This is a genomic window from Streptococcus oralis (assembly GCF_003944215.1).
GTDB classification, from domain to species: Bacteria; Bacillota; Bacilli; order Lactobacillales; family Streptococcaceae; genus Streptococcus; species Streptococcus oralis_BI.
The window spans coordinates 33443-48632 of the sequence record NZ_RJVZ01000008.1 but is presented as its reverse complement, the minus strand read 5'-3'; the positions used below and the strand labels follow the sequence as shown (position 1 = coordinate 48632).

Sequence of the window (15190 nt, the reverse complement as noted above, 5' to 3'; positions counted from 1 at the left end):
AGTAGAGCTGTATTATTTTTCTCTCGGCTTGAGAAAGTGTAGATGATGGAGGTGGTCCAATGACGAGTCTTTTGGTGGAATTGTATGATCGGCATGTATTGGAAAAGAATGTCTACCAGGCCTTTATCAGTGATTGTGACGAGATTCTCTTCCTTTCTTTGACGAAAATAAGCAATAATGAAAAACTCTCTCTCCGTCAGTTCATCATGGAAGAGGTGCCTCATATCCAACGAGTGACCTTTCGTCAGTTATCCTTAGAACAACTAGCGGATCAGTTAGATTATTGCCTAGCATGCTATGACCAAGTCCTTCTCGATGTTTTTGGTGGGGATTCGCTACTAGCCTTATCTCTCTATCAATACGGCTTGGATCGCCACCTCCCCATCGTTGCCATGGATGTCGAGCGAGGAAAACAATACAAGTGGGTAGCCGGTCAGTTAGAAAAAGAAGATTTGGACATTCCAACCCTAAACATCCAACAGCTGATAGCCTTGCGTGGTGGAAAAATGCTCAAATCAAAACGCCCTATCCACTCAGTTAAGCAAATTGCAGCCATCAAAAAACTAGCCAGCTCTGCCATTGCCAACCCTGCCCACTGGTATCAGGTGACCCAATTTTTCTCTCTAGCTAAGACCAATGACCTGCATGCTGAGACCGAAAAGATACTGGAAAACAACGGCAAGTATTATCACTACCCAGAATCCCTTATCCCTTTACTTGTGGAAGCGGGGATGCTTTGTATGGAAAGCGAAGGCAAGAAACGAGTAGCATACAGCTTTCCAAGTCAAGAAGCTCAAGTCTTTTGCCGCAACAAGGGACATATTTTAGAGGTATATCTCTATCTCTTGGCACTTGAGTCTCAGCTGTTTGATGAGTGCATGATAGGTGGTGAGATTGATTGGAATGGCATCTTTCCAGAGGCAGACAATGTTCAAAATGAGATTGATGTCATTCTGAGAAAGGGAAGCTCGATTACCTTTATCTCCTGCAAGATGACAGATTTATCAGTCGAAGCCATCAATGAACTAGAAGTTTACGCTAATCATTTTGCTGGGGAGAGTTGCCTCAAGCTAATTGTCTGTACGGGGAAAATCAATCCTGTTTATGCCAATCGCTGCCAGGAATACGGCGTGCTGGTCATTAGAAGTGAGCAGATTTCCAATCTCATTCCCATGATAAAAAAATATTCTAAGAGACAAAAAAGATGAGAAATAATATCATGAAAGGCTGGAATTCCAGTCTTTTTTTCTTCTTTTTCGAATAGAAAAGAAAAGGAGGTAGACCATGTTTGTAGCTAGAGATGCCAAGGGGAATTTGGTGAATGCCCTCGAAAAAGATGTGACCAAGCAAGCCTATACTTGTCCAGCCTGTGGGGGCAGGCTACGATTACGCCAAGGACAGAGCATTCGAACGCATTTCGCTCATGAATCTTTAAGAGATTGTATAGCTACTTTTGAGAATGAAAGTCCAGAACACTTGGGCAACAAAGAGGCCCTTTATCATTGGGCCAAGAAGGACAATCAGGTCGCCTTAGAATATAGTTTGCCTGAGATTCAGCAGATAGCGGATGTTCTAGTCAATGAGAAACTAGCTCTGGAGATCCAGTGCAGTCCCTTGTCTCAAAAGCTTTTAGGCGATAGAAGTCAAGGCTACCGTAGCCAGGCCTATCAGGTTATCTGGCTACTGGGAGAAAAACTCTGGTTAAAAGAGCGATTAACACAACTGCAAAGGGGATTTCTCTATTTTAGCCAAAATATGGGTTTCTATGCTTGGGAACTGGATCTCAAAAAACAAGTTCTGAGACTCAAATATCTTTTGCATCAGGACCTACGTGGTAAGCTTTATTTTCAGGTCAAAGAATTTCCCTATGGTCAAGGAAATCTCTTGGAAATCTTACGATTTCCTTATCAAAAACAAAAACTGCCTCGTTTTGCAGTTGTGCAAGATACCACTATCTGTCACTATATTCGCCAGCAGTTGTACTACCAAACGCCTTACTGGATGAAGAAGCAAGAGGAGGCCTATCATCAAGGAGACAATCTATTAAACTATCAACTAGACGACTGGTATCCCCAGGTCAGACCGATAGAATCGGGTGATTTTTTGCAGATTGAAACGGATTTGACTAGCTATTATAGAAATTTTCAGGCTTACTATCAAAAAAATCCGAAAAATAATCGCCAAAAGCTCTATCCACCAGCCTTTTATCACTTATATTTCTCAAAAAATGTGGTAAAATAGAAAGGATGGAGGAATCTTATGGTATTACAACGACATGAAATAAATGAAAAAGATACATGGGATCTTTCAACAATCTACCCAACAGACCAAGCTTGGGAAGAATCCTTGAAAGATTTAACTGAAAAAGTACAAACAGCATCTCAGTATGAGGGGCATCTCTTGGATAGCGCAGACAGTTTGCTTGAGATTACAGAATTTTCACTTGACTTGGAACGCCAAGTTGAAAAGCTTTATGTCTATGCACATATGAAAAATGACCAGGACACGCGTGAAGCCAAGTATCAAGAGTACTATGCCAAGGCAATGACCCTATACAGTCAGTTAGAACAAGCCTTTTCATTCTATGAACCTGAGTTTATGGAGATTAGCGAAGAGCAGTATGCGGCCTTCCTAGAAGCTCAACCAAAACTCCAAGTTTACAAGCACTTTTTTGACAAGCTCTTGCAAAAGAAAGACCATGTTCTTTCGCAACGTGAGGAAGAATTGCTTGCTGGAGCAGGAGAAATCTTTGGCTCTGCTAGTGAAACTTTCGCTATTTTGGACAATGCGGATATTAGCTTCCCATATGTCCTTGATGACGAAGGCAAGGAAGTGCAACTCTCACACGGTACTTACATCCGTTTGATGGAGTCTAAAAACCGTGAAGTGCGTCGTGGTGCCTATGAAGCCCTTTATGCGACATATGAGCAATTCCAACACACTTACGCTAAGACTTTGCAGACAAATGTTAAGGTGCAAAACTACCGAGCAAAAGTTCGCAACTATAAGAGTGCTCGCCATGCAGCTCTCGCAGCAAACTTTGTTCCAGAAAGTGTCTATGACAATCTAGTAGCAGCAGTTCGCAAGCACTTGCCACTCTTGCATCGATACCTTAACCTTCGTTCTAAAATCTTGGGGATTTCCGACCTCAAGATGTACGATGTCTACACACCACTCTCGTCAGTAGATTATAGCTTTACCTACGAGGAAGCCTTGAAAAAGGCAGAAGAAGCTTTGGCAGTCTTGGGTGACGACTACTTGAGCCGTGTCAAACGTGCCTTTAGCGAGCGTTGGATTGATGTCTATGAAAACCAAGGCAAGCGTTCTGGTGCCTACTCTGGTGGTTCTTACGATACCAATGCCTTTATGCTTCTCAACTGGCAGGACAATCTAGACAATCTTTTTACCCTTGTCCATGAAACAGGTCACAGTATGCACTCAAGCTATACTCGTGAAACCCAACCTTATGTTTACGGAGATTATTCTATCTTCTTGGCTGAGATTGCCTCAACGACTAACGAAAATATCTTGACAGAGAAATTGTTGGGAGAAGTGGAAGACGATGCAACGCGCTTTGCTATTCTCAATAACTTCCTAGATGGTTTCCGTGGAACAGTCTTCCGTCAAACTCAATTCGCTGAGTTTGAACATGCCATCCACCAAGCAGACCAAAATGGAGAAGTCTTGACAAGTGATTTCCTCAATAAGCTCTACGCTGACTTGAATCAAGAGTACTACGGACTCAGCAAGGAAGACAATCCTCAGATCCAATACGAGTGGGCACGCATTCCACATTTCTACTATAACTACTATGTTTATCAGTATTCAACTGGTTTTGCAGCCGCTTCAGCCTTGGCTGAAAAGATTGTTCATGGTAGTCAAGAAGACCGTGACCGCTATATCGACTACCTCAAGGCAGGTAAGTCAGACTATCCGCTCAATGTTATGAGAAAAGCGGGTGTTGATATGGAAAAAGAAGACTATCTTAACGATGCCTTTGCAGTCTTTGAACGTCGCTTGAACGAGTTTGAAGCCCTTGTTGAAAAATTGGGACTAGCTTAAGATGGTAGAGTCTTATAGTAAAAATGCCAATCACAATATGCGCCGGCCTGTCGTCAAGGAAGAAATCGTAGAACTCATGCGCCAGCGTCAAAAACAGGTGACAGGTTCTTTGAAAGAATTGGAGACCTTCGCTCGCAAGGAAAACATTCCCATTATTCCCCATGAAACGGTCGCGTATTTTCGATTTCTCATGGAGACCATACAGCCCAAGAACATTTTGGAGATTGGGACGGCAATTGGTTTTTCAGCCCTCTTGATGGCGGAACATGCGCCAGATGCCAAGATTACAACCATTGACCGTAATCCTGAGATGATTGGTTTTGCCAAGGAAAACTTTGCCCAGTTTGACAGTCGTAAGCAAATCACCTTACTTGAAGGTGATGCTGTTGATGTTTTATCTACTTTGACAGAAACATATGATTTTGTCTTTATGGATTCGGCCAAGTCTAAGTACATCGTCTTTCTACCAGAAATCCTCAAGCACTTGGAAGTTGGTGGAGTAGTCGTCTTGGATGATATTTTCCAAGGAGGAGATGTTGCCAAGGACATCATGGAAGTCCGCCGTGGTCAACGAACCATTTACCGTGGTTTGCAAAGACTTTTCGACGCAACTTTGGACAATCCAGGTCTAACAGCAACTCTAGTTCCACTTGGAGACGGCATTCTCATGCTACGAAAGAATGTGGAAAATGTAACTTTACCAGAAATGGAATAATATTAAAAATCGTATAATCCTTCTGTATCAAAAACAGGAGGATTTTTATGTCTCAAAACATCATCAATATCGGCTATGCACGCGTTTCAACCCATAAGCAAGATTTGGGCTTAGAGGTGCAAATCGAAGCTCTCAAGCATTGTGACCAGCTTTTTATCGAGTGTGAATCTGGTTCAAATAATGCCCGCTCAGAGCTCGAAAAGGCTCTAAAATTGGCTCAAACGCTTTCAAAAAAAGGAATGCAAGTCACTTTCACCATCTACAAGCTTGATAGGCTCACCCGCTCCATGTTTAAATTGCTGAAAATAATCGAGCAGCTCAACGAACATCACATCCAGCTCATCAGCCTGTATGAAAAGCTGGAAACCGATTCGCTCATTGGTAGGTTACTTTGTATGATTTTAGGATTTGTGGCAGAAAGTGAGCTGGAAAACTTGCGATTTCGTACCCGTGAAGGACTTCGTAAAGCCAAGGAAAAAGGCATCAAACTAGGTGCCAAGCGAATGTCAAAAGATAAGGAGGAGAGAATCATTGAGCAGTATTTGGCAGGGGAAACAAGCATCAGAACAATAGCAAAAACAGAACGAATTTCGACCTCAACCATCTATAAAGTCTTGGAACGAAACAAGGTGGCCAACAATCGCAAAAATGTTTCGCAAATTTCTTGCTAAAAACAAGATAAAATGCTACAATGAAGGCGTAAATATGTTTCGATTAACGACCGTTTGGCGAAACATTCAAAATAACAATGTGAATATTTCAGAAAATACAAATTTAACAAGGTTTTGAGTCTGTGTTAGATTTGTATTTTTTTTGTTTTTTAAGTGTATCGTTTAACGGTCCTTAGGCGATACACCAAAACCCTTGTCGCTCAAGTGGTTGAGGAGAACTTTACGAAAAACTAAATCAAAGATTATGCCTTTTGTAGTATTTACATACCTAAAAGGTAATCTACATGCCTAAGGAGGAAATGATGAAAACGAATAAAGTAACCAAATTTGGTATTTCTTTGCTTTCCGTTGCAGCTCTTGGCGTTGTTACGCCAGCTTTGACCGATAACCCTGTTTTTGGGATTAGTGTCGTAAAGGCTGACGAAAGTCAAGAGCCGCTAAATTTTAGAATCACATATCGTGATATTGATAGTGGGGAAGAAATCTCCGCTAAAATGATCGGGGTTCTATACCCTGGCCAATCTGTTAATATCTATAAAGAAATTAGCGGATACCAAATTGTCTCAAACTACGAATGGATGCCTAATTACAATGCATCCTACGACGTAGTGAGTATGTATTTTTATGGAGCTAATGGATACAATGATATGTATCTTAATTATAGGAAGTTAGAACCAACGCCAACTCCGACTCCGGAACCAGCGCCAACTCCAGGCAAAGATAAGGACAAGGAAAATCCAAAACCAGAAGTGAAACCGGAACCTAAACCTTCAGAGACTCCAAAACCAGAAGTGAAACCGGAACCTAAGCCCTCAGAAACTCCAAAACCAGAGGTAAAACCGGAAATTAAACCTTCAGAAACTCCAAAACCAGAAGTTAAGCCAGAGACCAAACCTTCAGAAACACCTAAACCAGAAGTAAAACCGGAAACTAAACCTTCAGAAACACCAAAACCAGAAGTAAAACCGGAAACTAAACCTTCAGAAACTCCGAAACCAGAAGTGAAACCGGAAACTAAACCTTCAGAAACTCCAAAACCAGAAGTGAAACCGGAAACTAAACCTTCAGAAACTCCAAAACCAGAAGTGAAGCCGTCAGAAAAGCCTGTTGCTAAACCAGAAACTAACAAGCCAACTACCAAACCACAAACTGGTTTAAATAACGCTCCAACAGCTCCTATAAATCCTGTTGGGCAAGATTCAAACACTAAAGCTGACAAACCTGTTTCGAAACCAGAAACTACAGCTTTACCAAACACTGGCGAACAAAATTCAATTCTTGGATTTGCAGGCTTCCTTCTTGCAAGTCTTGGTCTAGCAGGCTTGACTTACAAAGGACGTCACTAAAAAATAACACAAGATAAACAAAGAACTTGAACAATTGTTCAGGTTCTTTTTGGAATGACAAAAATTGAATCGTTAAAAATTTAAAAGCTACTATTTTTAGTCTTATTTAAGTTATCTGCTATAAAATATGGTATAATGATTGAGTCGGTCTAGAGAAATTTTCGACCGTTTTTAGAAAAAGGAGTAAACATGAAGAAAAAACTATTGGCAGGAGCCATTACATTATTATCTGTAGCGACTTTGGCTGCTTGTTCAAAAAGTTCTGAAGGTGCTGATCTCATCAGCATGAAGGGTGATGTTATCACCGAACACCAATTTTATGAACAAGCTAAAAACAACCCAACTGCACAACAAGTCTTGCTCAATATGACAATAGAAAAAGTATTTGAAAAGCAATATGGGTCAGAAGTGACTGAACAAGAAGTAGATGACGCTGTTGCCGAGGAGCAGAAGAAATACGGGGACAGCTATCAAAATGTTCTTTCACGTGCGGGTATGACTCCTGAGACTCGTAAAGCTCAAATTCGCACCAGCAAATTGGTTGAATTGGCAGTTAAGAAAGCAGCAGAAAATGAATTGACTGACGAAGCTTACCAAAAAGCTTTCGAAGCTTACACACCCGATGTGACAGCGCAAATCATCCGTATGGATAATGAAGACAAGGCAAAAGAAGTGCTCGAAAAAGCAAAAGCCGAAGGAGCTGACTTTGCCCAGTTGGCAAAAGACAACTCTAATGATGACAAGACAAAAGAAAATGGTGGTGAGATTACTTTTGACTCTGCTTCTACAGAACTTCCAGAACAAGTAAAGAAAGCAGCCTTTGCCTTGGATGTGAATGGTGTCTCTGATGTTATCACAGCGACTGGAACACAAGCTTACAGTACCCAATACTACATTATTAAGCTAACCAAGAAAACAGAAAAATCATCAAACCTAGATGACTACAAAGAAAAATTGAAAACGGTCATCCTGGCTCAGAAACAAAACGATTCATCTTTCGTTCAGAGCGTTATCGGAAAAGAATTCCAAGCTGCAAATATTAAAGTGAAAGATCCTGTTTTCCAAAATGTCTTTGCCCAATACGTTGGTGGTGCAGACTCAAACTTAAGCAGTAGCTCATCAGCAGAATAAAAAAGAAAATACAAACTTCGTCTTGAAGTTTGTATTTTTTACTAATCAATTTAGTCCAAGGAGCAAAATTCGAAGGATTGGAGGATAAGAGTTTTTTTCTTTCTGAAAAAATGGTATAATAGCAATCAAAACTAGAAAATAAAACGGAATTAGGAACAGTTTTCTCTGTTTCTATTAGAGTGGTGACATATGAAAATTAGTAAAAGGCACCTATTGAACTATTCCATTTTAATTCCTTACCTCCTTTTATCGATTTTGGGTCTAATTGTTGTTTACTCAACGACGAGTGCTACCTTGATCCAAGAAGGAAAAAGTGCTCTTCAGTTAGCTCGGAACCAAGGAATGTTTTGGGGAGTTAGTTTGGTTTTGATTGCCTTAATTTATAAACTGAAACTTGGTTTTTTAAGAAATGAACGCTTGATTTTTATTGTTATGTTTGTAGAGATGATTCTCCTAGCTTTGGCTCGGCTAATTGGAACTCCAGTCAATGGTGCCTACGGTTGGATTTCTGTAGGACCTGTAACGATTCAGCCTGCGGAGTACCTTAAGATTATCATTATTTGGTACCTAGCCCATCGATTCTCAAAACAGCAAGATGAGATAGCTGTTTACGACTTCCAAGTCTTGACTCAGAATCAGTGGTTACCTCGAGCTTTTAACGACTGGCGTTTCGTTTTACTGGTTTTGATTGGTAGTTTGGGAATTTTCCCTGACTTGGGAAATGCGACTATCTTGGTGATGGTATCACTGATTATGTATACAGTCAGTGGGATTGCTTACCGTTGGTTTTCAACTTTCCTAGCTCTTTTGGCAGGTGGTTCGATTCTAGTCTTGTCTGTCATTCGCTTTGTCGGGGTTGAAAAGTTTTCTCAAATTCCAGTGTTTGGCTACGTTGCCAAACGTTTCAGCGCCTTCTTTAATCCTTTTAATGACTTGGCAGGTGCTGGACACCAGCTTGCAAATTCCTACTATGCCATGGTGAATGGTGGCTGGTTTGGACTAGGATTAGGAAATTCCATCGAAAAGCGTGGTTATCTGCCAGAAGCCCATACGGATTTTGTCTTTTCGATCGTTATTGAGGAATTTGGATTTGTAGGAGCGAGTATGATTTTGGCACTCCTCTTCTTCTTGATTTTGAGAATCATCCTAGTCGGTATTCGAGCTAAGGATCCCTTTAACTCCATGGTTGCTATCGGTGTCGGAGGTATGATCCTTGTTCAGGTCTTTGTCAATATCGGTGGGATTTCCGGTTTGATTCCTTCTACAGGGGTAACCTTCCCCTTTCTTTCACAAGGTGGGAATAGCCTTCTGGTCTTATCCGTAGCCATTGCCTTTGTACTAAATATCGATGCTAGTGAAAAACGTGCCAAACTTATCAGAGAATTCGAAGGTCAAACTTCTGTTACTCTATAAGGATTGAATGGAAAGGAAAGTATATGTCTCTTCAAAAATTAGAAAACTATAGTAATAAAGCCGTCGTCCAAGAAGAAGTCTTGATTCTGACTGAGCTATTAGAAGATATCACAAAAAATATGCTAGCGCCAGAAACCTTTGAAAAGATTATCCAGTTGAAGGAATTATCAACTAGCGAGAATTATCAAGGGCTCAATGACCTAGTGACCAGTCTTTCGAATGAAGAAATGATTTACATTTCACGCTATTTCTCAATCCTTCCACTCTTGATCAATATCTCTGAGGATGTGGATTTGGCTTATGAGATCAATCACCAAAACAATGTGGACCAAGACTATCTAGGAAAACTGTCAACAACCATTAAGATGGTGGCTGAAAAAGAAAACGCGGCTACAATTTTGGAGCAGCTGAATGTAGTTCCAGTTTTGACTGCCCACCCTACTCAAGTACAACGTAAGAGTATGTTGGATTTGACCAATCACATCCATACTCTTTTGCGTAAGTACCGTGATGTCAAACTAGGCTTGATCAACAAAGAAAAATGGCACACCGATCTCCGTCGTTATATTGAGATTATCATGCAAACGGACATGATTCGCGAGAAGAAATTGAAAGTAACCAACGAAATCACCAACGTGATGGAGTACTATCAAAGTTCTTTTTTGAATGCTGTTCCACGTTTGACGGCTGAGTATAAGAAACTAGCTAAAGAACAAGGTATCGAGCTCCAACATCCAAAACCGATTACCATGGGGATGTGGATCGGAGGAGACCGTGATGGGAATCCTTTCGTAACAGCGGAAACCCTCAACAAATCAGCCTTGACCCAGTGTGAAGTCATCATGAATTATTACGATGAGAAGATTTATAACCTCTATCGTGAATTTTCACTGTCAACCAGCATCGTGAATGTCAGTGACAAGGTTCGTGAGATGGCTCTTAAGTCACAGGATAACTCCATTTATCGTGAAAAAGAACTCTATCGTCGTGCCCTCTTTGACATCCAAGCTAAGATGCGGGCAACCAAGACCTATCTTATCGAAGATAAGGATGTTCATCCAAGATATGCTACCGCGGATGAATTTTACCAAGACTTGTTAGCTATCCGGGATTCTCTCCTTGAGAACAAGGGGGAATACCTGATCTCAGGAGAATTTGTCGAGCTGATGCAAGCAGTTGAAATCTTTGGCTTCTACCTTGCCTCTATCGACATGCGCCAGGATTCTAGCGTTCACGAAGCCTGTGTGGCTGAATTGTTAGCATCAGCTGGTATCAACGATCACTATAGCGATCTGTCTGAAGACGAAAAATGCGCCCTCCTCTTAAAAGAGCTGGAAGAAGATCCTCGTATCCTCTCAGCAACTCATGCTGAAAAGTCAGAACTACTTGAGAAAGAACTATCTATATTTAAAGCCGCTCGCAAGTTGAAGGATAAATTAGGTGAAAACGTCATCCGTCAAACCATCATCTCTCATGCAACCAGCGTGTCTGATATGCTAGAACTAGCAATTATGCTTAAGGAAGTCGGCTTGGTAGATGCCCAAAAAGCCCGCGTTCAGATTGTTCCTCTCTTTGAAACTATCGAGGACTTGGATCATTCGGAAGAAACCATGAGAAGATATTTCTCTCTTCCTTTGGCTAAAAAATGGATTGCTTCAAAAGACAACTACCAAGAAATCATGCTTGGCTACTCTGATAGTAACAAGGACGGTGGTTACCTGTCATCATGTTGGACTCTATATAAAGCTCAACAGCAACTGACTGCTATTGGAGACGAATTTGGCGTTAAAGTAACCTTCTTCCACGGTCGTGGTGGTACCGTGGGCCGTGGTGGTGGTCCAACTTATGAAGCCATTACATCTCAACCGCTCAAGTCTATCAAGGACCGCATCCGTTTGACTGAGCAAGGAGAAGTAATTGGAAACAAATACGGAAACAAAGACGCCGCCTACTATAACCTTGAGATGCTGGTTTCTGCAGCTATTAACCGTATGATTACCAAGAAGAAGAGTGATACCAACACATCAAACCGTTATGAAGCTATCATGGATCAAGTAGTGGACCGTAGCTACGATATCTACCGTGATTTGGTCTTTGGAAATGAACATTTCTATGACTATTTCTTCGAGTCAAGTCCAATCAAAGCTATTTCAAGCTTCAACATCGGTTCGCGTCCAGCCGCTCGTAAGACTATTACAGAAATCGGTGGCCTACGTGCTATTCCTTGGGTCTTCTCATGGTCACAAAGTCGTGTCATGTTTCCTGGATGGTATGGCGTGGGTTCAAGCTTCAAAGAATTTATTGATCAAGATCCTGATAATATTGAGATCCTTCGTGATATGTACCAAAACTGGCCTTTCTTCCAATCTTTGCTTTCCAATGTGGACATGGTCTTGTCTAAGTCTAACATGAACATTGCCTTTGAATATGCCAAGCTCTGTGAAGATGAAGAAGTGCAGGCTATCTACTACACTATTTTAGATGAGTGGCAGTTGACTAAGGACGTTATTTTAGCTATCGAAGGTTATGACGAACTCTTGGCAGAAAACTCTTACCTAAAAGACAGTCTAAACTATCGTATGCCTTACTTTAATATCCTGAACTACATCCAGTTGGAGTTGATCAAACGTCAACGTCGCGGCGAATTGTCAGCTGACGAAGAAAAACTGATCCATACAACTATCAACGGAATTGCAACTGGTTTGCGTAATTCAGGCTGATATTCTACAAACTTCCTCTTTTTTCAAGGGGAAGTTTTTGAATTGTTTAAAAAATTCTAAAAATAGTCTTGACAAGTAATTGAAAAATGATATAATTTAAACATTCAGAAAGTAATCATTGAAATTTTTAAGAGAGTCTGTGGTTGGTGGAAACAGATAGATGAAAGTGATGAAAATTGGGCTGAATGTTATTAAGAATTTGAAATCATAAAAATTCGGTGAGCACACCTTACAGTGCAACTCGTGAATGCGAGAAAGAGCGATAGGGATATTCCCTATAATTGAGGTGGCACCGCGCATCGACGTCCTCACACAAGTTTTTTGTGTGAGGACTTTTTCTATGGGGAGGAAAGATATTGGAATTTAAACGATGGCGTCGCTTGTTTTGAGTGAAAAGAGTATACTACAAGTGATTTAAAGGAGAAAAAATATGAAAAATAAACGTTTGATTGGAATTATCGCTGGATTAGCAGTATTGGTAGTGGCTAGCTTGATCTATTCTTCAATAAACAAGCCAGCAGCTAAGGAAGAGCAAAAGGTTGCCAAGGTTGGTGTCCTTCAATTTGTTAGTCACCCATCCTTGGACTTGATTTACCAAGGGATTCAAGATGGACTAGCTGAAGAAGGTTATAAAGGTGACCAAGTAAAAATCGACTTTATGAACTCTGAAGGCGATCAGAGCAAGGTTGCAACCATGAGTAAGCAGTTAGTAGCAAATGGAAATGACGTTGTTGTTGGGATTGCGACACCAGCGGCTCAAGGTTTAGCTAGCGCTACGAAAGACCTACCAGTTATCATGGCTGCTATTACAGACCCAATCGGTGCTAACTTGGTCAAAGATTTGAAAAAACCAGGTGGCAACATCACAGGGGTATCAGACCACAACCCTGCTGAACAACAAGTAGAGTTGATTAAAACCCTCACACCAGATGTCAAAACAATCGGAGCTCTTTACTCAAGCAGTGAAGATAACTCAAAAACACAGGTAGAAGAATTCAAGGCTTATGCTGAAAAAGCAGGTTTGACAGTCGAAGCATTTGCCGTTCCTTCCACTAATGAAATTGCTTCAACTGTTAATGTGATGACCAGCAAGGTCGACGCAATCTGGGTTCCAATTGACAACACCATCGCATCAGCCTTCCCAACAGTTGTATCAAGCAACCAAACAGCTAAAAAACCAATCTACCCAAGCGCGACTGCCATGGTAGAAGCAGGTGGTTTAGCATCTGTAGTAGTTGACCAACATGACCTTGGTGTGGCTACTGGTAAGATGATTGCCAAAGTTTTGAAAGGTGAAAAACCAGCTGATACGCCAGTTAATGTCTTCTCAACTGGTAAGTCAGTTATCAATAAAAAACTAGCGCAAGAACTTGGTATCACAATCCCTGAGTCTGTTCTAAAAGAAGCAGGACAAGTGATTGAATAAGGAAAAAGGAGGAGTTGGGGACATCTCCTCCCATTTTTACTAAAGAAAGAAATGAGTGAAAGATTATGATAGTATCCATTATTTCTCAGGGAATGGTGTGGGCGATTTTAGGTTTGGGAATCTTTATGACTTTCCGAATTTTAAATTTCCCTGATATGACTACTGAGGGCTCTTTTCCTTTAGGGGGAGCAGTCGCTGTAACCTTGATAACGCAGGGAGTCAACCCATTTTTAGCGACCTTGGCTGCAGTAGGAGTGGGCTGCCTAGCTGGTATGGCAACAGGTCTCTTATACACCAAAGGTAAAATACCAACTCTCTTATCAGGGATTTTGGTCATGACTTCCTGCCATTCCATCATGCTCATGATTATGGGACGTGCCAATCTGGGGCTTCTTGGAACCAAGCAAATTCAGGATGTCTTGCCTTTTGATTCAGATCTTAACCAACTCCTGACTGGATTAATCTTTGTAGCTCTTGTTATTGGCCTTATGCTCTTTTTCCTTGATACCAAACTAGGTCAAGCCTACATCGCTACAGGTGACAATCCTGATATGGCTCGTAGCTTTGGTATCAATACGGGACGTATGGAACTCATGGGCTTGGTTCTCTCAAATGGGATCATCGCGCTTGCAGGGGCCTTAATTGCTCAACAAGAAGGATATGCAGATGTTTCTCGAGGAATTGGAGTGATTGTCGTAGGGCTTGCTAGCTTGATTATTGGTGAGGTATTGTTCAAGAGTTTGACCTTGGCAGAGCGACTTATGACCATCGTTGTAGGCTCTATCGCTTATCAGTTCCTCGTTTGGGGAGTGATTGCTCTTGGGTTTAATACAAGTTATCTTCGTTTGTACAGCGCCTTGATTTTGGCAGTTTGCCTTATGATTCCAACCTTCAAAAGCAAATACCTGAAAGGAGTCAAGTTTAGCAAATGACAGCAATTGTAGAATTAAAAAATGCTACCAAAGTCATCACGAATGGCTTTGACGAGGAAAAAATCATTCTGAATGATGTTTCTCTTGAAATTTTTGAACATGATTTCATTACTATCCTAGGTGGAAATGGAGCTGGAAAGTCAACTCTTTTTAACACTATTGCAGGTACCCTACCTCTAACAAGTGGAAGTATCCGTATCATGGGAGAGGACGTGACGCATTTTTCACCTGAAAAGCGGGCTAAATACCTATCTCGCGTCTTTCAGGATCCTAAGATGGGTACGGCTCCCCGTATGACGGTAGCGGAAAATCTCTTGATTGCCAAGTTTCGTGGTGAGAAGAGAGGACTCCTTCCTAGAAGGCTATCAAGCCATAGAGAAGAGTTTAAGGCTACCATTGAAAAAGTTGGAAATGGTCTTGAAAAACATCTGGACACTCCGATTGAATTTCTATCAGGTGGTCAACGTCAGGCCTTGAGTCTCTTGATGGCAACCTTGAAACGACCAGAGTTGCTCTTGTTGGATGAACACACAGCAGCCCTTGACCCAAAAACAAGTGTGGCCTTGATGGAGTTAACAGATGAATTTGTCACAAAAGATAAGCTGACTGCCCTCATGATTACCCACCATATGGAAGATGCACTGAAGTATGGCAATCGTCTGATTGTTATGAAGGAAGGTCGTATTATCCAAGACCTCAATAAAGAAGAAAAAGCCAAGATGAAAATCTCAGACTACTATCAATTATTTGAATAGATGAGTTAAATAATCATCA

The 15190-nt window shown here is 41.2% G+C and carries 12 protein-coding genes and 1 other annotated feature; all 12 genes read left to right on the top strand.

From position 1 onward, the window contains the following. Positions 1-59: 59 nt before the first annotated feature. Positions 60-1208: a PDDEXK family nuclease gene (locus D8804_RS05865; protein WP_095726076.1), complete on the top strand. Its 1149-nt coding sequence runs from the start codon at positions 60-62 to the stop codon at positions 1206-1208. A 76-nt stretch (positions 1209-1284) separates the two neighbouring features. Next, complete coding sequence (locus D8804_RS05860; protein WP_125399127.1) at positions 1285-2241, top strand: competence protein CoiA; 957 nt, start codon at positions 1285-1287, stop codon at positions 2239-2241. An 18-nt stretch (positions 2242-2259) separates the two neighbouring features. Further along, positions 2260-4062, top strand: coding sequence for an oligoendopeptidase F (gene pepF, locus D8804_RS05855; RefSeq protein WP_049477506.1), 1803 nt, complete (start codon positions 2260-2262; stop codon positions 4060-4062). Between the two features lies 1 nt (position 4063). After that, entirely contained in the window at positions 4064-4777 is a 714-nt protein-coding gene (locus D8804_RS05850) for an O-methyltransferase (RefSeq protein ID WP_125399126.1), read from the top strand. Between the two features lie 47 nt (positions 4778-4824). Then, a complete protein-coding gene (locus D8804_RS05845; RefSeq protein WP_125399125.1) occupies positions 4825-5448 on the top strand; it encodes a recombinase family protein in 624 nt (207 codons plus the stop codon). Between the two features lie 299 nt (positions 5449-5747). Further along, a complete protein-coding gene (locus D8804_RS10420) occupies positions 5748-6794 on the top strand; it encodes an LPXTG cell wall anchor domain-containing protein (protein ID WP_221763051.1) in 1047 nt (348 codons plus the stop codon). A 189-nt stretch (positions 6795-6983) separates the two neighbouring features. Further along, positions 6984-7925, top strand: a complete 942-nt coding sequence (gene prsA / locus D8804_RS05835; protein ID WP_125399123.1) for a peptidylprolyl isomerase PrsA — start codon at positions 6984-6986, stop codon at positions 7923-7925. Between the two features lie 189 nt (positions 7926-8114). Continuing rightward, entirely contained in the window at positions 8115-9338 is a 1224-nt protein-coding gene (gene ftsW, locus D8804_RS05830; RefSeq protein WP_125399122.1) for a cell division peptidoglycan polymerase FtsW, read from the top strand. A 23-nt stretch (positions 9339-9361) separates the two neighbouring features. Next, a complete protein-coding gene (gene ppc, locus D8804_RS05825; RefSeq protein WP_125399121.1) occupies positions 9362-12058 on the top strand; it encodes a phosphoenolpyruvate carboxylase in 2697 nt (898 codons plus the stop codon). A 96-nt stretch (positions 12059-12154) separates the two neighbouring features. Beyond that, positions 12155-12371: a binding site (T-box leader), on the top strand. Between the two features lie 117 nt (positions 12372-12488). Beyond that, positions 12489-13484 carry a tryptophan ABC transporter substrate-binding protein gene (gene trpX / locus D8804_RS05820; RefSeq protein WP_125399120.1) on the top strand — a complete coding sequence of 332 codons (996 nt, stop codon included), beginning with the start codon at positions 12489-12491 and terminating at the stop codon, positions 13482-13484. A gap of 65 nt (positions 13485-13549) precedes the next feature. Then, entirely contained in the window at positions 13550-14416 is an 867-nt protein-coding gene (locus D8804_RS05815) for an ABC transporter permease (RefSeq protein ID WP_000637257.1), read from the top strand. Continuing rightward, a complete protein-coding gene (locus tag D8804_RS05810; protein ID WP_125399119.1) occupies positions 14413-15171 on the top strand; it encodes an ABC transporter ATP-binding protein in 759 nt (252 codons plus the stop codon). The genes D8804_RS05815 and D8804_RS05810 overlap by 4 nt, the downstream gene beginning before the upstream one ends. The last annotated feature ends 19 nt before the right edge of the window (positions 15172-15190 follow it).